18 protein-coding genes, 2 tRNA genes and 1 pseudogene are annotated in these 20186 nt (G+C 60.7%); 4 read left to right on the plus strand and 17 right to left on the minus strand.

Features of this window, described 5'->3' with window-relative positions; translation table 11 throughout:
* Nucleotides 1-16 precede the first annotated feature (16 nt).
* The 6 genes from rplI to rnr all read right to left on the minus strand — a co-directional run bounded on the left by rplI (nucleotide 17) and on the right by rnr (nucleotide 5700).
* Nucleotides 17-463 (minus strand): 50S ribosomal protein L9, encoded by a 447-nt coding sequence (gene rplI / locus HU725_RS20385; protein WP_012316464.1) that lies wholly within the window; start codon nucleotides 461-463, stop codon nucleotides 17-19.
* 20 nt (nucleotides 464-483) lie between these two features.
* Nucleotides 484-1347 (minus strand): hypothetical protein, encoded by an 864-nt coding sequence (locus HU725_RS20390; protein ID WP_186476389.1) that lies wholly within the window; start codon nucleotides 1345-1347, stop codon nucleotides 484-486.
* A gap of 33 nt (nucleotides 1348-1380) precedes the next feature.
* On the minus strand, nucleotides 1381-1611 hold the full coding sequence (rpsR, locus tag HU725_RS20395; RefSeq protein ID WP_003249563.1) for a 30S ribosomal protein S18: 231 nt from the start codon (nucleotides 1609-1611) through the stop codon (nucleotides 1381-1383).
* 28 nt (nucleotides 1612-1639) lie between these two features.
* Complete coding sequence (rpsF, locus tag HU725_RS20400) at nucleotides 1640-2065, minus strand: 30S ribosomal protein S6 (protein ID WP_013974420.1); 426 nt, start codon at nucleotides 2063-2065, stop codon at nucleotides 1640-1642.
* A 303-nt stretch (nucleotides 2066-2368) separates the two neighbouring features.
* Nucleotides 2369-3115, minus strand: coding sequence for a 23S rRNA (guanosine(2251)-2'-O)-methyltransferase RlmB (gene rlmB, locus HU725_RS20405; protein WP_060477944.1), 747 nt, complete (start codon nucleotides 3113-3115; stop codon nucleotides 2369-2371).
* Nucleotides 3112-5700 (minus strand): ribonuclease R, encoded by a 2589-nt coding sequence (gene rnr / locus HU725_RS20410; protein WP_186476388.1) that lies wholly within the window; start codon nucleotides 5698-5700, stop codon nucleotides 3112-3114. The genes rlmB and rnr overlap by 4 nt, the downstream gene beginning before the upstream one ends.
* Nucleotides 5701-5973: 273 nt before the next feature.
* On the opposite strand from rnr, the gene HU725_RS20415 reads away from it, so the two are divergent.
* The 4 genes from HU725_RS20415 to HU725_RS20430 all read left to right on the plus strand — a co-directional run bounded on the left by HU725_RS20415 (nucleotide 5974) and on the right by HU725_RS20430 (nucleotide 8991).
* A tRNA-Leu gene (locus HU725_RS20415) sits at nucleotides 5974-6060 on the plus strand.
* Nucleotides 6061-6146: 86 nt separating this feature from the next.
* Nucleotides 6147-6233, plus strand: a tRNA-Leu gene (locus tag HU725_RS20420).
* Nucleotides 6234-6412: 179 nt separating this feature from the next.
* Nucleotides 6413-7426 carry an extracellular solute-binding protein gene (locus HU725_RS20425; protein ID WP_186476387.1) on the plus strand — a complete coding sequence of 338 codons (1014 nt, stop codon included), beginning with the start codon at nucleotides 6413-6415 and terminating at the stop codon, nucleotides 7424-7426.
* Nucleotides 7426-8991, plus strand: a complete 1566-nt coding sequence (locus tag HU725_RS20430; protein WP_060477947.1) for an ABC transporter permease — start codon at nucleotides 7426-7428, stop codon at nucleotides 8989-8991. Before HU725_RS20425 ends, HU725_RS20430 begins: the two co-directional genes overlap by 1 nt.
* Before the next feature lie 72 nt (nucleotides 8992-9063).
* Here HU725_RS20430 and HU725_RS20435 read toward each other — a convergent pair whose 3' ends face one another.
* From HU725_RS20435 to hflX, 11 genes and pseudogenes are all read right to left on the minus strand, one after another.
* Nucleotides 9064-9441: a hypothetical protein gene (locus tag HU725_RS20435; RefSeq protein WP_186476386.1), complete on the minus strand. Its 378-nt coding sequence runs from the start codon at nucleotides 9439-9441 to the stop codon at nucleotides 9064-9066.
* Entirely contained in the window at nucleotides 9438-10412 is a 975-nt protein-coding gene (locus HU725_RS20440; protein WP_186476385.1) for a hypothetical protein, read from the minus strand. The genes HU725_RS20435 and HU725_RS20440 overlap by 4 nt, the downstream gene beginning before the upstream one ends.
* Before the next feature lie 9 nt (nucleotides 10413-10421).
* Entirely contained in the window at nucleotides 10422-10910 is a 489-nt protein-coding gene (locus tag HU725_RS20445) for an Hcp family type VI secretion system effector (protein ID WP_186476384.1), read from the minus strand.
* A gap of 249 nt (nucleotides 10911-11159) precedes the next feature.
* Nucleotides 11160-11612, minus strand: coding sequence for a DUF2867 domain-containing protein (locus tag HU725_RS20450; protein ID WP_186476383.1), 453 nt, complete (start codon nucleotides 11610-11612; stop codon nucleotides 11160-11162).
* Between the two features lie 158 nt (nucleotides 11613-11770).
* On the minus strand, nucleotides 11771-12655 hold the full coding sequence (locus tag HU725_RS23235; protein ID WP_409489147.1) for a methyl-accepting chemotaxis protein: 885 nt from the start codon (nucleotides 12653-12655) through the stop codon (nucleotides 11771-11773).
* 21 nt (nucleotides 12656-12676) lie between these two features.
* Nucleotides 12677-13369, minus strand: a pseudogene (locus tag HU725_RS23240) (methyl-accepting chemotaxis protein); the annotation flags it as partial.
* Nucleotides 13370-13891: 522 nt separating this feature from the next.
* Entirely contained in the window at nucleotides 13892-15184 is a 1293-nt protein-coding gene (locus HU725_RS20460; RefSeq protein ID WP_028688256.1) for an adenylosuccinate synthase, read from the minus strand.
* Between the two features lie 56 nt (nucleotides 15185-15240).
* Nucleotides 15241-16428, minus strand: a complete 1188-nt coding sequence (locus HU725_RS20465; protein WP_060477951.1) for an ATP phosphoribosyltransferase regulatory subunit — start codon at nucleotides 16426-16428, stop codon at nucleotides 15241-15243.
* A 301-nt stretch (nucleotides 16429-16729) separates the two neighbouring features.
* Nucleotides 16730-17599 carry a protease modulator HflC gene (gene hflC / locus HU725_RS20470; protein ID WP_186476381.1) on the minus strand — a complete coding sequence of 290 codons (870 nt, stop codon included), beginning with the start codon at nucleotides 17597-17599 and terminating at the stop codon, nucleotides 16730-16732.
* Nucleotides 17599-18777, minus strand: coding sequence for an FtsH protease activity modulator HflK (gene hflK / locus HU725_RS20475; RefSeq protein ID WP_060477953.1), 1179 nt, complete (start codon nucleotides 18775-18777; stop codon nucleotides 17599-17601). Before hflK ends, hflC begins: the two co-directional genes overlap by 1 nt.
* 96 nt (nucleotides 18778-18873) lie before the next feature.
* The gene (hflX, locus tag HU725_RS20480; protein WP_186476380.1) at nucleotides 18874-20175 is read right to left on the minus strand and encodes a ribosome rescue GTPase HflX; all 1302 of its coding nucleotides are present in this window, start codon (nucleotides 20173-20175) and stop codon (nucleotides 18874-18876) included.
* Nucleotides 20176-20186 lie beyond the last annotated feature (11 nt).

A 20186-nucleotide genomic window follows, 5' to 3' on the forward strand; every position in this document is an offset into this window, starting at 1 on the left:
CACCGGTCAGCGCAGCTTAGGCAGCTACGACGACCACACGTACGGTGGCTTCAACGTCGCTGTGCAGGTGCACGGCTACGTCGTATTCGCCAACTTGACGGATGGTGCCGTTCGGCAGACGAACTTCGGCTTTGGCCACTTCAACGCCGGAGGCGGTCAGGGCGTCAGCGATATCGTGGGTGCCGATCGAACCGAACAGCTTGCCTTCGTCGCCAGCGGTGGCAGTGATGGTCACTTCCAGCTCGGCCAGTTGGGCAGCACGGCTTTCAGCCGAAGATTTACGGTCAGCAGCTGCTTTTTCCAGCTCGGCGCGACGCTCTTCGAACGCAGCCAGGTTGGCGGCGTTGGCAACGGTGGCCTTGCCGAATGGCAGCAGGAAGTTACGGCCGTAACCAGCCTTAACTTTTACTTTGTCGCCCAGGTTGCCCAGGTTAGCGACTTTTTCCAGCAGGATCAGTTCCATTTGGTAAAACCTCTTAACTTTTAACCTTCACCGTTCGCGGAGTCTTTCCCCGGAGGGGACTTGCGACCGCGAAAATCAATCAGGCTGTCGACAATGGCCAGGACCATCAGCAACGGGTAGATCAGCTGCATGATCAGCGGCAACGTCACGTACATGCCCACCAGCCAGAAACCGGCCAGTCGCCCCTGTGCCACCAGCCCATGCATCAAAGCGATGCCGGCCAGCACCAGAACCAGGCTGGATGCCGATGCCAGGATGATGAATTGCGACCCGATGAACGGAGCCACCACCATCACTGCCACCAATACCGCCATGGTCTGCTTTGGCAACTTCAACGCGCGAAACTCGCGGCCGAAGCCTCCAGGGTTGTACAACGCCGCCTGCCAATAACGCGCCAGCACCAGGGCCAACACGCTGAACAATTGCACCGTCACTGCTGTGGAGGCGACCAGCACAGGGCGGATCAGCTCACCGGAGAGCACCGGCTGCCCTTCGATTTTCGGCATGGCTTCGGCAAATGCCTTGGCCAGCACATCGAAGGTTTGCGCCAGCGCCATGTCGAGCACGAGGCTGAAAACCACGGCGAACACGGCACTGGCAAGCAGCACACGGCTCCAGGGATGCTCGGCGCGCAGCAGCGCGGCCAGGCCCAGGGCACCGGCGATCACCAAAAAGGTGATCGGATCGCCCATGAACCACACGGCCAGCCCGGCCAGCAGGCCGCCAGCGACGACCGTTGAAGCATCCTTGAAGCCACGCCGCAGCAGCACAAGGCTGCCAGCAGCGGCACTCAACCAGAACAGCAGCGGCAGTACCGCGCTGATGACCACCACCAGGGTGGCCTGCACACGACCGCGCATGATGAAACTTGCTAACGCTCGCATGCTAATCCCTTACTGCTTGTCGACGACCCGGTCTCAGCGGCCGTGGCTGTCGGTGTAGGGCAGCAGGGCCAGGAAGCGGGCGCGCTTGATAGCGGTAGCCAGCTGACGCTGATAACGAGCTTTGGTACCGGTGATACGGCTTGGAACGATCTTGCCGGTTTCGGATACGTAAGCTTTCAGGGTGTTGAGATCTTTGAAGTCGATCTCTTTCACGTCTTCAGCAGTGAAGCGGCAGAATTTACGACGACGGAAGAAACGTGCCATTTAATAGGCTCCTCTAAAGGTCCGTGGATTACTCGTCAGCGTTATCGCTGGAGTCGCTGTCATTGCTGTCGTCGCCATCGGCGGATTCAGCATGCTCAGGACGCTCACGACGCTCACGGCGCTCGCTGCGGTTTTCTTCAGCCTTCAGCATCTCGGATTGGCCGGTTACGGCTTCGTCGCGACGGATGACGAGGTTACGGATAACGGCATCGTTGTAGCGGAAGTTGTCTTCCAGCTCGGCCAGGGCCTTGCCGGTGCACTCAACGTTCAGCATCACGTAGTGAGCCTTGTGAACATTGTTGATTGCGTAGGCCAGTTGACGACGGCCCCAGTCTTCCAGGCGGTGGATTTTGCCGCCATCTTCTTCGATCAGCTTGGTGTAACGCTCAACCATGCCGCCGACTTGCTCGCTCTGGTCCGGGTGAACCAGGAAGATGATTTCGTAATGACGCATGAATGCTCCTTACGGGTTAGTAGTCTGCCAGCGAATCTGGTCAGACAAGGAGTGAATGACACTGTATGTCTTGCACGGAGGGAAGGCACATGGGCGCCTGCCAGCTCGGCAAGGGGCGCAATTGTAGAGAAGGCTTGGCGCACAAGCAAGGTGATTGGTGATTATTTGAACAGCCTGATACATATTCACAGGCTGATGGCCCGTTCGCGGATTAACCCGCTCCTACCGCAACCGCGCAAGGCATGAGCCTAAGCGATAGCGATCGGAGCGGATTGACCCGCAAGGGCAGAAGCAGGCTGGATATCAGCGCTTGGCCTGACGCTGGCGCACGGCTTCGAACAGGCAGACGCCTGTGGCGACCGACACATTCAAACTGCTGACGCTACCGCTCATGGGCAGTTTCACGAGGAAATCGCAATGCTCCCGGGTCAAGCGGCGCATGCCCTTGCCTTCTGCACCCATGATCATCACCAGCGGGCCGGTGAGGTCCTGCTGATAAATCTCCTGCTCGGCCTCGCCGGCAGTCCCGACCACCCAAAGGCCACGCTGCTGCAGCTTCTCCAGTGTGCGCGCCAGGTTGGTCACCGCCACCAGCGGGATCACCTCGGCTGCACCGCAAGCGACCTTGCGCACCACCGGTGTCAGGGTGGCCGACTTGTCCTTGGGCACAATCACTGCAGTTGCACCGGCAGCGTCGGCGGTGCGCAGGCAGGCGCCAAGGTTGTGCGGGTCGGTCACGCCATCGAGCACCAAAATCAGCGGCGGCGTTTCAGTACGCTCAAGCAACTCCTCGAGCATCAATTCGCCCCACACCTGGCTCGGGCTGACCTCGGCAACGACGCCTTGGTGCACACCCTCGACCCAGGCATCCATCTCACGGCGCTCGGCCTGGCCGACCGGCACCCGGTTTTCTGCGGCCAGTGCCAACAGCGCCTGCATGCGCGGCTCGCTGCGCCCCTCAGACAGCCAGATCTGCTTGACCCGCTTGGGATGATGCTGCAGCAATGCCTGCACGGCGTGTACGCCGTAGATTTTTTCCAGCTGACTCATGACTTGTTCTTGCTCTTGCGTGGCGCGCCGGACTTCGACGGGCCTTTACGGTGCTTGGTCGGCTTGCCGGACGTTTTGGCACCCTTGTCAGACTTGCTGCTGGCGTGGCCACCACTGCGCGCCTCGCTCATCAGTGCCTTTTTCATCTCGCGGCTCTTGCGCACTTCGGCATTACGCTGCACGGCGTCTTTGGGGAAGTACGCTTCGGCCGCTTCGCTCTTGCGGCTGCGCGGCTTGGGTGTAGCCCTGGCTTCGACTGGCGCTTGAGGCGCGGCTTCGCCCGCTTCGCTCTGCGGCGTAGCGCTACCACGGCCTTTACGGCCGACAGGCGCACTGAGCTGCTGCTCAGAGACTTCGAAGTCGATCTTGCGCTCGTCGAGGTCAACGCGCATGACCTTGACCTCGATGGTATCGCCCAAACGGAAACTGCGACCCGTACGCTCGCCGGACAGGCGGTGGTGTACCGGATCGAAGTGGTAATAGTCACCGGGCAGCGCACTGACATGCACCAGGCCTTCGACATAAATGTCAGTCAGTTCGACGAACAGACCAAAGCCGGTGACCGCTGTGATCACACCTGGGAAGGTCTCGCCCACGCGGTCTTTCATGAACTCGCACTTGAGCCAGTTGACCACATCGCGGGTAGCTTCATCAGCGCGGCGCTCGGTCATCGAGCACTGCTCGCCAAGCTGGTCCAGAGCATTCACATCGTACGGGTAGATACGCGCCTTGGGGATGCTCATGGCACCGGCACGCTTGACGTGCGGGGTATCGACCTTGGAGCGGATGACGCTTCGGATTGCACGGTGCACGAGCAAGTCCGGGTAACGGCGGATCGGCGAGGTGAAGTGCGTGTACGCCTCGTAGTTCAAGCCGAAGTGGCCGTTGTTGTCGGTGCTGTACACCGCCTGGCTCAACGAGCGCAGCATCACGGTCTGGATCAGATGGAAGTCCGGGCGCCCGGCAATGCTCGCCAGCAGTGCCTGATAGTCCTTCGGCGATGGGTCCTTGCCCTTGTGCAGGGTCAGCCCAAGTTCGCCGAGGAAAGCGCGCAGCTTTTCCAAACGCTCCGGTGGCGGGCCGTCATGCACCCGATAGAGAGCCGGGACTTCGTGCTTTTGCAAGAACGCTGCAGTGGCAACGTTCGCCGCCAGCATGCACTCTTCGATCAGTTTGTGCGCCTCGTTGCGCACCGTCGGGCGGATTTCCGCGATCTTACGATCTTCCCCGAAGATGATACGGGTTTCCTGGGTTTCGAAGTCGATGGCACCACGGGCATGACGGGCATCCACCAGCACTTTGTACAGGTTGTACAGGTTCTTGAGGTCCGGCAGAACCGCTTTGTACTCTTCTCGCAGCGCCTTGCCCTCGCGGGTACGGGCATGCTCAAGCATGCTGCTGACCTTGTTGTAGGTTAGCCGGGCATGGGAGTGGATGACGCCTTCGTAGAACTGATAATCGACCATCTGGCCGGCTTTATTCATGGTCATTTCGCAGACCATGGCCAACCGATCGACGTGCGGGTTCAGCGAGCAAAGACCGTTGGAAAGCTCCTCAGGCAGCATCGGCACCACGCGCTCGGGGAAATAGACCGAGTTGCCGCGTTGCTGGGCTTCGTTATCCAGGGCCGAACCCAGGCGCACGTAGCTGGAAACGTCGGCGATTGCCACGTAGAGGCGCCAGCCACCGGAGAACATGCGCAGCTTGCCCAAGGGTTCGCAGTACACGGCGTCATCGAAGTCGCGCGCGTCCTCGCCGTCGATGGTGACGAACGGCAGATGGCGCAGGTCGATACGCTTCTCTTTGTCCTTCTCCTGGACTTCGGAGCGGAACTTGCGCGCTTCCTTGACCACATCGTCTGGCCAGACATGGGGGATATCGTAGCTGCGCAGGGCAACGTCGATTTCCATGCCCGGGGCCATGTAGTTGCCGATCACCTCGACCACATCACCCTGGGGTTGGAAGCGCGGCGTAGGCCAGTGGGTGATCTTGATCTCGACGAACTGGCCAATCTTGGCCCCCCCGTTGCGCCCGGCGGTTACCAGCACTTCCTGCTGGATCTTCGGGTTGTCCGGAGTGACATAGCCGATGCCGCCTTCTTCGAAGTAGCGGCCGACTACGCTTTCATGCCCACGGGAGACGACTTCGACCAGCACGCCTTCGCGACGGCCACGGCGGTCGACGCCAGAAACACGGGCCAGGGCGCGGTCGCCGTCGAACACCAGGCGCATCTGCGCAGGGCTCAGGAACAGGTCTTCACTGCCGTCATCAGGGATCAGGAAACCAAAACCGTCACGGTGGCCGGAGACGCGGCCGCAGATAAGGTCGAGCTTGTCCACCGGGGCATAAGTGCCGCGCCGGGTATAGATAAGCTGGCCGTCGCGCTCCATGGCGCGCAGTCGGCGGCGCAGCGCTTCGATCTGGTCTTCCTCATGAAGACCGAATTCTGCCGCCAGCTCCTCGCGCGCGGCCGGTTCGCCACGGTCGGCAAGGCGCTGCAGGATCAGCTCACGGCTGGGGATAGGGTTGTCGTATTTTTCCGCTTCGCGAGCGGCCTCGGGATCGAGGGATTGCCAATCGGCCATCAGAAGGGGTTCACCTTGGTATATATAGATAGGAATTCTGGCATGTGCGTATTGAAACCGGAAATGTCAGCCTTGGACAGCCCCCGCTGCTGCATATAAAGAGGGGCAAATGGCCTTCGGAATCAACAAGTTGAATTTTTTGAAATTTTTTTTGCTTGGGGGGTTTACAGCCCCCGAGGCCGTCCGTATAGTGCGCACCACAACGACGGACAACCCCGAAGTTGTAGTAGAGATGAGCGGCGCTGTAAAGCATCAGGTAATCTCGAAATGTGTGCCCAGGTGGCGGAATTGGTAGACGCGCTGGTTTCAGGTATCAGTGGCTTAACGGCCGTGGAAGTTCGAGTCTTCTCCTGGGCACCAAGTATTTCAAGTAACAGATGACCAAGGATCTGTTACTACTGTGTGAAGCGAACGATAGTCGCATTCAGCAGATGATGTAAAGCTTTGCCCAGGTGGCGGAATTGGTAGACGCGCTGGTTTCAGGTATCAGTGACTTAACGGTCGTGGAAGTTCGAGTCTTCTCCTGGGCACCATACAAAAACCCACTAGCTTGCTAGTGGGTTTTTTCTTGCCTGCATTTTTATCCCCTCCCCTGGCAGCGGCGGCATTGCCCATCGGTCTGCCCATGAATTTCTCGTCAGCCGGCCACATGAGAAACGATTTCGTTTACCATTGTTTCCGAATATGTAGCCGTAAGCGAGGAAGTACCCGCATGACGATCCGCCCGCAACCGCTGATGCGCACCCTGGCAGCCGCAGTTCTGAGCCTGGTGATCGGCGCCCCGGCCGCCATGGCAGATGAGCCGGTCACCCTGACCCTGTACAACGGCCAGCACAAGGAAATCGGCGAAGCCATCGCCAAGGCCTATGAGGCCAAGACCGGCATCCACATCAATATCCGCAAGGGCAGCAGCAACCAGCTGGCTAGCCAGGTCATCGAAGAAGGCGACCGCTCGCCAGCCGACCTGATCTACACCGAAGAATCCCCACCATTGAACAACCTGGGCGAACTGGGCCTGCTGGCTAAGATCGATGACGCCACAGCCAACATGGTGCCCAAGGAATATGTAGGCGCCAACGGCACTTGGATGGGTATCACGGCGCGTACCCGTATCGTGGTCTTCAATCCGAAAAAGGTGGACGAAAAAGACCTGCCGACAACGGTCATGGACTTCGCCAGCCCGGAGTGGGAAGGTCGCGTAGGCTATGTGCCGACCAGCGGCGCTTTCCAGGAGCAGGCCGTGGCCATCTTGAAGATGCACGGGCGTGAGGCCACCGAAGAATGGCTGACTGGACTCAAGGCATTCGGCAAGACGTACACCAACAACATGGTCGCCCTGAAGGCCGTCGAAAAGGGTGAAGTCGCTGCGGTCCTGGTGAACAACTACTACTGGTATGCACTTGAGCGCGAGCGCGGCAAGCTGGACAGCAAGCTCTACTACCTGGCCGATGGCGATGCCGGCAACTTGGTCACCATCTCCGGCGCCGCCGTGGTCAAGGCCAGCAAACACCCGAAAGAGGCACAGGCGCTGCTCAACTGGATGGCCAGCGAAGAAGGCCAGCGCGTGATCACCCAGACCACCGCCGAGTACCCGCTGCACAAGGGCATGGTTTCCGATCGCGGACTGAAACCGTTCGAAGACCTGCGCCCACCGAAAATCTCGCCTGCCGATCTGGGCAATGCCGAGGAAGCGATCGAGCTTGAACGCGAGGTCGGCCTGCTCTGATGACTGCCGCCCTGTCCCAGCCGGTGCCGGTACGCTTCGTACCGCGCCGCAAGCGCCCATCGACCTGGGTGGTGCTGCCTGTGCTGTTCCTGGTGGCGATGAGCCTGCTGCCGTTGCTGTACGTCGCCATGAAGGCCTGGGAAGCTGGGTGGCGGGAAGCACTGCACCTACTCTGGCGTCCCTTTGTCTGGGGCCTGATGCGCAATACCCTGCTGCTCATGGCTGGGGTGACGCTGGCGTGCATGGTCGTAGGCCTGGCTCTGGCCTGGCTATTGGAGCGCAGTAACCTGCCCGGCCGCCGGCTATGGGGCGTGGTGCTGTGCCTGCCGTTCGCAGTGCCGTCGTTCATCAGCAGCTTCACCTGGGTGTCGCTGAGCTCGGACTTCGAAGGGCTGGGCGGGGCGATCATGGTCATGGCGCTGTCCAAATACCCACTGGTATTCCTGCCGGTGGCCGCCACCCTGCGCAATCTCGACACTTCGCTGGAAGAGTCTGCACGCACACTGGGCTACAGCCGCTGGGGCGTGTTCCGCAAAATCACTCTGCCACTGTTGTGGCCGTCGATACTTGGCGGCGCGCTACTGATCGCATTGCACATGCTGGTCGAGTTCGGCGCCTTGTCGATCCTCGGGCTGCAGACTTTCACCACGGCGATCTACCAACAGTTCGAGCTGGAATTTAGCAACGCCAATGCGGCCATGCTCTCAGCAGTACTGCTTGCACTGTGCTTGCTGATGCTGTGGCTTGAACTGCGAGTGCGCGGCAAGGCTCGCCATGTGCGTATTGGCCAGGGCGTAGCACGCCGCGGGCAACCTGTGCGCCTGCGCGGCTGGATGCCTTTGGGGCAACTGTTCTGCCTGGGCCTGGCCATTCTCGGCAGCGGGATTCCGCTGGCGATGCTGGGTTACTGGCTGAGCGTGGGCTCTTCGGCAGCCTTCCCGGTGGCCGCGATCAGCAAGGCTCTGCTGACCTCGTTGTCGGTTTCACTGGGGGGGGCGGGCGTCTGTGTGCTGTTGGCGTTGCCGGTCAGCTTCCTGGTGGTGCGCTACAAAGGCCGCCTGGCCATGTGGGCAGAACGCCTGCCGTACCTGCTGCACGCCCTGCCCGGCTTGGTGATCGCCCTGGCGCTGGTGGTGTTCTCTTTGCACTACGTGCCAGCGCTGTACCAGACTACCGCGCTGTTGCTGCTGGCTTATGCGCTGCTGTTCCTGCCATTGGCCCAGGCGCCGGTACGCACCGCGCTGAACAAGGCTTCGCCGACCCTCGAAGAAGCGGCCCGCACCCTGGGTGCCAGCAGCTTCGCGGCGTTCTGCCGGGTGACCCTGCCGATCATCTTCCCGGCCATGGCGGCGGCCTTCGCCTTGGTGTTCCTTGATGCAATGAAGGAGCTTACAGCTACCCTGCTGCTCAGCCCGACTGGCATGACCACCCTGGCCACTGAGGTCTGGGCGCATACGGCCAACGTCGAGTTTGCAGCGGCGGCGCCTTATGCGGCGCTGTTGATTGTGGTTTCGGGGTTGCCGGTTTATCTACTAACTACGCGGATGTATTTGAACAAAGCTTGAAAATGGGTCCAGGCTGACAGACAGCCTGGACCGCTAGCAACACAACCTTACGGGCTAGTAACATTTTCAAGATTAACTGCCTACAAATCGCAACCATCCCCAAAGTGCAATAAGTGACAAAAAAATAGCAGCTTGAACGAACCACAACCCAACAAGCACACACCGCAATCGCTCAGGGAATTTTTTCACATCTTCAACATCCAGCACTCCCTTACGAACACAAAGCGACCGTATCGACAATAAAAGAGACACCGAACCGGTACGCATTATTTTACCCAGCAAGCCCGCGTGACCAAAAATCTTTTTGTTGCCCAAAACCATCGAGCTGTTGGAAAGCAACGACTCTATGTAATTCACATAGCGAACCGAAACATATATCCATACAGCCATGATTATGAACATGGCCATCATCAAAGGAAGGCCTAACCATCTGAGGTCGAAGCCATTCATTGAGTTACCTCATACAACAACTCACCTAACATCTCGCCGATATCTCCCACGACCGAACCGCCTGCGGCGCCACCAATAGCACCCCCGATCACAGTGCACGCGAGGGCCCCCGGGCCGCCTGTCGCTATCCCGAGGAACATTACACACCCAGCTCCACCTAGAGACCCACCAATCGCCCCTCCAGCGAACGATCCCCCCGTACTACCAAGCAGGGAGCCGCCCTCCACATACCTGGCCTTCCTGCAGTCTTCTGGACGTCCGAATGCACAGGCATGATGGATACTCAAACCCGTTGAAGCTACGTCGAGCCCCAAGCCGATGTAAGTACCCGACTTTATGAAATTTGCTGCTTTCGAAACTCCAGCAACTTTCTCCGCATATCCAGCAATTTCGCCTGTGTGAAGGTAGCTCTTGGTGGAGATCTCCAGAGTTCTTTTCATCGCGCCTTTATTGCGCAGCCCTGAACCGTAAGCAGCCATTTTGTTCAACTGTTCTTCCAATCTAACGAACAAAACCATCCTCTTGGCGTAAAATTCGTCGCGTGCTTTCAGCGTCCCGCTTTTCAAATAGTGCCGATGTAATATCTCAATTTCTTCCAACGTTTTCTTGATTGCCTCAAGGTGCCTGTGCCACCCGTCGCTCACAGCTCCCACCCCCATCGACGCATGGGCCAGCAAGCTTTTCAACATCTCGTAGTTATCCAGAAAAAAATCATCTACGCCTGCGCCATTGATTTCAAGCTGGTGGTGTATCCCCGCCGCCTTCGCCATCAAAAATGCCTCATGACTCGTACATGACGGTGTATTCGGGTCGCCCACAATCACTAGCTCCCCACCAACAACTACTCCATTGGCGATATGCGCATTCAATACATCAAACTTGGCCCGCTGGTTGGCCGACATCGGGGTGTCGGCCTTCAGGGACTCATACGACTGCGCTTGCGGATTAATGAAGCTGCGCGCCTCGGACATGGTCGCACCTCACGCATACTTCTTATTGTTGATGCGGTCCCAACCGCCCGTGACGTTGCCGCCAGCAATGCCGTCAGGGTGTTTCTGCCGCGTGTAGGTCGTCTTTATGCGCCCGTAGTTAAGCTGCACGACTTCCACTGGCACCCCAGCGCTGGCGCTCTGTGCATAGTCGGCGATGATCACTTCCTCTAGGACGACTTCGTAGTACTTGAGCTTATCGCCACCAGCACGACAGAGCACGAGCTTCACCTCCTTCAGGTGCTGCCCGGCACAGCTAGCCTCCAGCAGCTTGCAGCTAGCACTGTCCAGGTATTTGGTGAAGGTAAAGTTGGTGAGCGTGGTGCGGCCTGATGATGCGCCGCCCGCTGAGCTTGCGGTGGCAGAGGTACTCTGGTTTGCACCGAACTTGTAGCCGATGATTTCGATCCAGTTGGGGTACTGCTCGTCCAGCGCTTCGCCAGTGATTTCCGCGATTTGAATATAGGCATCGAAAGCCATGCTTACCTCTCCTTGGTAAAGATTGGGCTGATAACGACGATGTTCCGACATCGCCGCCCTGAGGTTGCTCCTGAAGAAAGCTGCGAAGTTTGCCGAGAGCCTCCAGGCCCGATTGACACTAGCTCCCTGTGTCTAGCGCTGCAACAGCAAACATTCTAACGGGATCTATTTGGGAAATTTCCTACAATTTTGATGAAGATGCAGGCTTGATCACGTAAATGAATGCTTCACCCTCACATTCAGGGCTGCCTACAAATTCGCCAGCATCCGACGCACGATGAAGCCATGCACCTGGCCAACCGGCAGCATGTATAGCCGGCCAAAGGCGTTGAAACACCGCACCGACGTGGTCACTTTCAAGCGCAGCCCAGCCACCTCCATGCAGACCATCACCGCCAAGTGCGTATCACGCGAGGTCAGCACCAGTTGCTGGTCGCTGATGGCCTCGACGGTGAAGAAGTCCAGATGCTCACCTATAGCCGGCACATGCCCTGGGTCGCGGGGAGAGAAGCCATGGATATCGGCGACATTGAAACGACGCGAGATGAAGTCACGAATGCGGAAGGCCCTGGCCAGCCAGCCTGGGACATCCGAGGTCATGGCGCAGTAGGCTTGCAGGGCGGTCATCGGGGCAGTGAGCTGTACGCTGGCACTGTGGAGAAAATCGAGGTCGGCCTGGGCGGCGACCAATTGGGCGGACATGAGCAACTCCCTTGTCATGTTTCGCCCACAGCATATCAACAGCGCGAGTTGGATGGCACGGGCTTCGCCCGTGTTCGCGGCGGTTCGACGCCTCGACAAGCCCGCTCCCACAGGGTCCGCACCAGGGCTCGGCAATTGGGCAAGGCAGTTGCCCCAACTTACGCCCGAAACTGACCAAGGCTGGCGCGCAACTGGGCCGCCAGATCATCCAGCACCTTGCTGCTGGCCGTGGTCTGCATCACCACCTCAGCCGAGCGCTCGGCCTGGGCATGGATGTTTTCCACCCTCCCACGCACCGCCTGTGCACCATGGGCTTGCTGCTCGGCAGCCCGGGTCGCCACGCCGATGGCAGCATGCACCTGCTCCACGGCGGCCTGTACCGACTGCTGGCGACGCTCGTTGTCACGCAGCACCAGCAGCCCTTCACTGGCCTTGAGCCCGGCCTGGCTGATGGTCGCCACTGCTTCCTTGGCACCCTTCTGCAGCGCGGCAATATGCGCTTGGATATCACCGGTAGAGCTTTGGGTTTTGCTCGCCAGCGCCCGCACCTCATCGGCCACTACAGCAAACCCGCGACCCGTCTCGCCAGCGCGTGCCGCTTCGATTGCAGCGTTGAGGGCCAGCAGGTTGGTCTGTTCGGCGATGCCATGGATGACTGTCAGCACCACTTCAATCTGCTCGCTCTGCTTGGCCAGGCGCTCGATCACCTGCGAGCCAGTTTCCACCTGGCCGGCAAGGTTCTCGATCAGGCTTGCCAGTTGCGTCGAGGAACGACTGTTCTCATCGGTCGCCTGGCGAATGTCCACGACCTGCTGCAACGCCGCCTGCATGGCATGGCTTTCAGCCTGGGCCTCGTCGGCCATGCTCGACAGATCGCGCAGGCTGGCGGCCACTTCGTCACGCTGCAACGCCGCCGCGGCATCGGCGCCGGCATTGCGCTGGGCCATGGTGCCGATCTCGACACCGGTGCGCTGGGCCACCTCACCGGCCTCGCGGACGATGGGCTGTAGTTTGTCGACAAAGCGGTTGACCGCCGAAGCCATGTCGCCAATCTCGTCACGGCTGTCGAGGGGCACCCGCTTGGTCAAGTCGCCCTCCCCGGCCGCCAGGTCATTGAGGGCAGTGATCAACAGGCGCAACTTGCTCAACACCCGGCGCCCCAGTACCACGGCCACCACCAACAGCACGCCCAGCCCCACCACGACCAAACCTAGGCCAATGCGCCAGCGCAGCTCGGCCGCCGCCTCGCGCACGCTCTGTGCGGTGTTGGCTTGCATGGCACTGGCGCTGGCCTGCGCGGTTTCCAGGCGCTCGCGAAGGGCCTTGCCGCTATCGGCCGCCGCAGCGCCGAGGCTGTCGCCCACCAGTTGCTCGCCACTGGCGATCAAAGCGCTGAAGCGCTGGTCGAGCGCTTTGAGCTCTTGGTCAACGCCCGCCGTTGAAACGCCCATCAGCACTTTGCCTATCTCGGCACCGTTGGGGTTGATGGAGGCTTCGACGTAATACACCGCCGGGTCGCGGCGTGCCGCCTCCAGCACCTTGTCCAGTGCCCGCTCGCCCTGGCCCTTTTCGATCAAGGCCTGGTTGATCGGGTTCTGCCGGTTCAGATACCGGGTCAGGTGCTGGCCCTGAGCATCGTCGTAGATCACGAAGAGAACATTGGGGTTGCGCTGGGCGCGGCGGGCGAACTCGGAAAGCACCGGTACATCGTTGTCCCAGATCGCCCGTGGGGCCACCGAGGCCAGCAGCTCAGCCATATCGTTGGCCGAATCCTTGAGGTTTTTTTCCAAGGTGGCACGCAGTTGTCGCTGCTCGTCCTGCAAGCGTGTGGAAAGCCCCGCGCTCAAGCGCTGGCGGGTGCTGCTGGAAAGGCTCTGCAGCCCGGTGCGCACGTCTTCTCCTGCCTGCTCCAGTTCGTTGGCGAGCTGGCGGCTGTCATGGCCCAGACGCTCGCCCAGGTCAGCCTCCAAGGCCGTAACGGTGCTTCGGGCCAGCGCAACGGCAACCAGTACCTGCACCAAAAGGGCGATACCAAGGGCAACAAACACAGGCCGCAAGAGGCGGCTTCGTAACAATGAAAGGATTGCAGACACGGTGTAACCCTCGTGTTTTCTGGCGCCACTACTTTGATGGCATCTACAGAGACTTCTTACAGCAAGGGTTGTGCCGCAGGCAGCGGGGAGATACGCCAAGGTCTAGGAGGCCGACCAATCGTGTATCCAAATGAAAACGCCGCGCTCCTTTTCAGGAGCGCGGCGTTGGCTCAACCTGGATGAGGATCAGGCGAACGGATGGCGCAGAACGATGGTTTCGTTGCGGTCAGGGCCGGTCGAAATGATATCGATCGGGGCGCCTACCAGCTCTTCGATACGCTTGATGTAGTTACGCGCAGCTTGCGGCAGCTCTTCCAGGGTTTTCACGCCCAAGGTCGATTCGCTCCAGCCCGGCATCTCTTCGTACACCGGCTCCAGGCCGATGTAGCTGTCAGCATCGGACGGGGCATCGATGACGGCACCGTTCTCGTTTTTGTAGCCAACGCAGATGTTGATGGTTTCCAGGCCGTCGAGCACGTCCAGCTTGGTCAGGCAGATGCCCGAAATGCTGTTGACGTCGATGGCGCGGCGCAGGATGACGGCGTCGAACCAGCCGCAACGGCGAGCACGGCCAGTGGTCGAACCAAACTCATGGCCACGCTTGGCCAGGGTGGCACCGGTTTCGTCGAACAATTCAGTCGGGAACGGGCCGGAACCCACGCGAGTGGTGTAGGCCTTGGTGATGCCCAGGATGTAGTCCAGGTACATCGGGCCAACGCCGGAACCGGTGGAGATGCCACCTGCAGTGGTGTTGGAGCTGGTCACGTACGGGTAGGTACCGTGGTCGATGTCCAGCAGCGAACCCTGAGCACCCTCGAACATGATGTCCTTGCCGGCGCGGCGCAGGTTGTGCAGCTCGGCGGTGACGTCGAGCATCATCGGTTTGAGCTGTTCGGCATAGGCCATGCACTCGTCCAGGGTCTGCTGGAAGTCGATTGCCGGCTCTTTGTAGTAGTTCACCAACTGGAAGTTATGGTAGTCCAGCAGCTCACCCAGCTTGGCGGCGAAGCGCTCGCGGTGGAACAGGTCGCCAACGCGCAGGCCGCGACGAGCAACCTTGTCTTCATAGGCTGGGCCGATACCGCGGCCGGTGGTGCCGATCTTGGCTTCGCCACGGGCTTTTTCACGGGCCTGGTCCAGGGCCACGTGGTACGACAGAATCAGCGGGGCTGCCGGAGAGATACGCAGGCGCTCGCGCACCGGTACGCCTTTCTCTTCCAGCTTGGTGATTTCACGCATCAAAGCGTCTGGAGCAACGACTACGCCGTTGCCGATCAGGCACTGGACGCCTTCACGCAGGATGCCCGAGGGAATCAGGTGCAGAACGGTTTTTTCACCGTTGATCACCAGGGTGTGGCCAGCGTTGTGGCCGCCCTGGTAGCGCACTACAGCGGCAGCATGTTCGGTCAGCAGATCGACGATCTTGCCTTTGCCCTCATCACCCCACTGGGTGCCCAGGACGACGACATTCTTACCCATTACATTGGTCCTCATTCACGCAAACTTGGTTGCCGGCCTACTGCCGACGCAGAAACTCACTGGGTCAGCGGCAGAACCTGCCAGCGCCCGTCTTGCTGAATCAATTGCCGATCACAATCCGCCTCGAGAGCAGCACTCAACGGCTGGCCAGGCAGAGCCTGGACCACACGCTGGCCCTCGCTGCGCAACTGGCAGACCTGCTGCCAGAGGGCCGCGTCGCCACTGTCCGGCATCCAGATGCCGCCAGTTGGCAATACGACCTCCGCTCGCCCCAGTGTGACCAGGGTCTTCAAATCCGTGGAGAAACCGGTAGCCGGACGCGCCCGGCCAAAGTCGGCCCCGATGTCATCGTAGCGCCCACCCTGAGCGATCGATTGACCCTCGCCCGGCACGAATACAGCGAACACCACACCGGTGTGGTAGTTGTATCCGCGCAGCTCGCCAAGGTCGAAGTACAGCGGCAGCTGCGGGTAGCGCGCGGCCAGGCGGTCAGCGATCGCCAGCAGGTCGTCCAACGCAGCCAGCACGCTGGCTGGGGCACGGCCCAAGCGCACACGGGCTTCGGCCAGCACTTCACGACCACCGCACAGCTCGACCAGAGCGCGCAGCATGCTGCCCAGATCCTTGGGCAGGTCGGCAGTCAGCGCCTGCACTTCATCGACCGACTTGCGCTGCAGGGCGTCGAACAGTTGCTGCTCGACTGCACCCGACAGGCCAGCCGCACGCGCCAGGCCGCGGTAGATACCGACGTGACCCAGGTCCATGTGCACATCGGCCACATCGGCCAGTTGCAGCGTGGCGAGCATCAGGCTGATGACTTCGACGTCGCTGGTAGGGCTGGCGTCGCCGTACAACTCGGCACCCAGCTGGATTGGGCTGCGCGAGGTGGACAGGGCGCGGGGCTGGGCGTGCAGCACGCTGCCTGCGTAGCACAGCCGGCTCGGGCCTTCACGTCGCAGGGTGTGGGCGTCGATGCGCGCAACCTGCGGGGTGAAGTCGGCGCGGAAGCCCATCAGGCGGCCCGACTGCGGGTCGACCACCTTGAAGGTGCGCTGATCCAGGTCCTGGCCGGCGCCGGTCAGCAGCGACTCCAGGTACTCGATATGCGGGGTGACGACCAGCTCGTAGCCCCAACTCTGGAACAGGTCCAACACCTGGCGGCGCGCGATCTCGATACGCGCAGCCTCAGGTGGCAGTACTTCCTCGATGCCATCTGGCAGCAGCCAGCGGTCTACCGTTGCCATTACGCCATTTCCCCTCTGGTCCGGGCGGCTCGCCAGCTGGCTAGCCGTCAGTAAAGCTGGTATCGCGCACAGCAGCGGGCAGCACTGATCCCAGCGCAGCCACCGTACCCGATACCCTCGAATTGCCTTGCGAGCTGACCAAACCGTCAACTGGCGCTAGGCCAATCAACCTTGCAGACGCAAAAAAGCCGGGAAATTTCCCGGCTGCCGCATCATACACCCCTTTTCATTCAGGATGCACCCCGCCTGGTGTTTTAGCTGCCAGGCGGGGTGCCGCTGGATGAAGATCAGGGCCTGAGCATCAAGGCTTGCTCTTGTCCAGGAAGCGGAAGAACTCGTTCTTCGCGTCCAGAACCAGCACGTCGCTCTTGCTGGAGAAGCTTTCACGGTAGGCCTGCAGGCTACGGTAGAACGCGTAGAAATCAGCGTCCTGGGTGTAGGCCTTGGCATAAATGGCGGCCGCCTGGGCGTCGCCGTCACCGCGGGTCTCTTCCGCTTCGCGATAGGCTTCGGCCAGCAACACACGGCGCTGGCGGTCGGCATCGGCGCGAATACCTTCGGCCAACTCGTTACCCTTGGCACGGTGTTCGCGGGCTTCACGCTCACGCTCGGTGCTCATGCGGTCGAACACGCTGCGGTTGACTTCTTTGGGCAGGTCGATGGCCTTGACGCGTACGTCGACGACCTCGATACCCAGCTCCTTATTGGCCATGCGGTTCAGCGATGCAGTGATGTCAGCCATCAGCGCATCGCGCTCACCCGAAACCACCTCGTGCAGGGTACGCTTACCGAACTGGTCACGCAGGCCGCTTTCCAGGCGACGCGACAGACGCTCGTCGGCAATCTGTTTCATGCCGGAAGTAGCGGTATAGAAGCGCTCGGCATCCTTGACGCGCCACTTGGCGTAGGCGTCGACCATCACCGCTTTCTTCTCCAGGGTCAGGAACCGCTGGGTCGGTGCGTCGAGGGTCATCAGGCGTGCATCGAACTTACGCACCTGGTTCACGTACGGGATCTTCACGTGCAGGCCAGGCTGGACATCGGCCTGTACCACCTTACCGAAGCGCAGCAGCACTGCCCGCTCGGTCTGGGACACGATGTAGAAGCTGTTCCAGGCCACGATAGCCAGTACCACTACGGCAATCAGGGCGATCAGCGATCGGTTGCTCATCAGCGGCTCTCCCTAGTGCGCAGCGGCTGCTGTTGCTGTTGCAGGTCTTGCGCCGTACGCGCGGCCGCATCGTTGGCCGACGGGCTGACGCTGCTGCCCGGGGTGGCGGCTTTGCGGCTACCTTCGACCATTTTGTCCAGCGGCAGATAGAGCAGGTTGTTCTGCCCATCCTTGGCCGTGACCAGGACCTTGCTCGAATTGCTGTAGACCTCTTGCATGGTCTCCAGGTACAAGCGCTGACGGGTCACGTCAGGGGCCTTGCGGTACTCGCCGACCAGTTTGGTGAAGCGGTCGGCCTCACCCTTGGCACGGGCGATGACCTCATCGCGGTAGCCGTTGGCGTCCTCGATGATGCGCTGCGCCTGACCGCGGGCTTCGGGCACCACGCCGTTGGCGTAGGACTCGGCCTGGTTGCGGGCACGCTGCTCGTCTTCGCGGGCGCGGATCACGTCATCGAAGGCTTCCTGCACTTCACGCGGGGCTGCCGCGCTCTGTACGTTGACCTGGGTGACGGTGATACCGGTGCGGTAGTTGTCGAGGAAGCGCTGCAGGCGTTCGCGGATATCCACGGCCATCTGCTCACGACCCTCGGTCAGCACCTGGTCCATCGAGGTGGAACCCACCACATGGCGCAGGGCACTGTCGGTCGCATGCTGCAGGCTGACCTCAGGCTGGTCGACGTTGAGCACGAAATCCTTCAGGTTGCTGATCTTGTACTGGACGGTCAGCGGCACCTCGACGATGTTCTCGTCTTCGGTGAGCATCTGCCCCTGCTTGGTGTAGGCACGCTCGCGCGTGACGTTTTCCATGTATTTGCGATCGATTGGCGGGAAGTAGATGTTCAGGCCGGGACCGACCGTCTCATAGTACTTGCCGAAGCGCAGCACCACGGCCTGCTCCTGCTCGTCGACCACGTACACGGCGCTGTACAGCCAGATTGCAGCAAGCACCGCCAGGCCGATGCCCAGCAGGCCGAAGCCACCACCCTTGCCGACATTGCGGTCACCGCCGCCACGTTTCTTGCCACTGCCGAACATACCGTTGAGGCTGTCCTGCAGCTTGCGGAAGGCCTCGTCCAGATCCGGTGGACCCTTCTTGTCGCCACCACCGCCGCCACCGCGACGGCCGCCCCAGGGATCCTGATTGTTCGAGTTGCCACCCGGCTCGTTCCAAGCCATAGCGCTCTCCATCTGATAAAGCAAAGACGCGCCCACGGCGCGCCGTCCAATGCTACAGAATGCCTGCCACTGCTGCCCGACGACCTCACCGGGCATTTATTGCAAAGTGTGTTGCTCGACAAACACTTGCGGCTCCATGCCTTCCCGACTGACCAGGCGATTCAATTCGACCCTGGGCAGACGAACACTCAGCAGACTGCGCCCTTCTTCGTCATGCTCTTCACTTTGCACGGCACCCAAGGCAAAGAATTGCGCGCGCAAGCGGGCAAAACGCTGCTCAAGACACAGGGTACCGACAAACAGATCATCCCCCAGCAACTCGGCAATCGCCTGGCCGACAAGCTCCAGGCCACGTCCATCTCGTGCAGATACCCAGACCCGCTGCGGCTTGCCATCGGCATCGCGTTGAATCTGCGGCTCGACATCTTCAAGCAGGTCGAGTTTGTTATAGACCTCGAGTATCGGCAAGCCTTCGGCACCGATCTCTCCCAACACGGCCAGCACCTGCTCGATCTGCTCCATGCGCTCAGGCTCATGGGCGTCGATCACGTGCACCAGCAGATCGGAGTTGCTCGACTCTTCGAGCGTAGCCCGAAATGCCTCAACCAGCTTGTGCGGCAGGTGGCGAATGAAGCCCACGGTGTCGGCCAGCACGATCGGGCCCAGGTCGGCCAATTGCAGCCGGCGCAGGGTCGGGTCCAGGGTGGCGAACAACTGGTCGGCCGCGTATACCGCTGATTCGGTCAGCGCATTGAACAAGGTGGACTTGCCGGCGTTGGTGTAGCCAACCAGCGATACCGAAGGAATGTCCGCACGCTTGCGGCCGCGACGGGCCTGCTCACGCTGGCTGCGCACCTTCTCTAGGCGCCTCTTGATCTGGCGGATACGCACCCGCAGCAGACGGCGGTCGGTTTCCAGCTGGGTTTCACCCGGCCCGCGCAGGCCAATACCACCCTTTTGCCGCTCCAGGTGAGTCCAGCCGCGTACAAGCCGCGTGCTCATGTGATCAAGCTGTGCCAGTTCGACCTGCAGCTTGCCTTCATGGGTACGCGCCCGCTGGGCGAAGATGTCGAGAATCAGCCCGGTGCGGTCAAGCACGCGACACTCGAAGACGCGTTCGAGGTTACGTTCCTGACTGGGCGTGAGGGTGTGATTGAAAATCACCAGGTCTACCTGTTCGGCTTTGACCAGGTCGCGCAATTCCTCGACCTTGCCGCTGCCAATCAGGTATTTGGCCGTAGGCTGATGCCTGGCTACCGTGGCCAAGGAGACGATGTCGGCTCCGGCCGATAATGCCAGTTCCTGAAACTCCTGCGGGTCTTCGCGCGCCTCAGGGTTCTGACCTTCCAAGTGAACGAGCAACGCCCGCTCACCACCACCGTGGCGCTCAAAGAACAATGCAGGCTCCT

This window comes from Pseudomonas promysalinigenes, assembly GCF_014269025.2.
GTDB classification, from domain to species: domain Bacteria; phylum Pseudomonadota; class Gammaproteobacteria; order Pseudomonadales; family Pseudomonadaceae; genus Aquipseudomonas; species Aquipseudomonas promysalinigenes.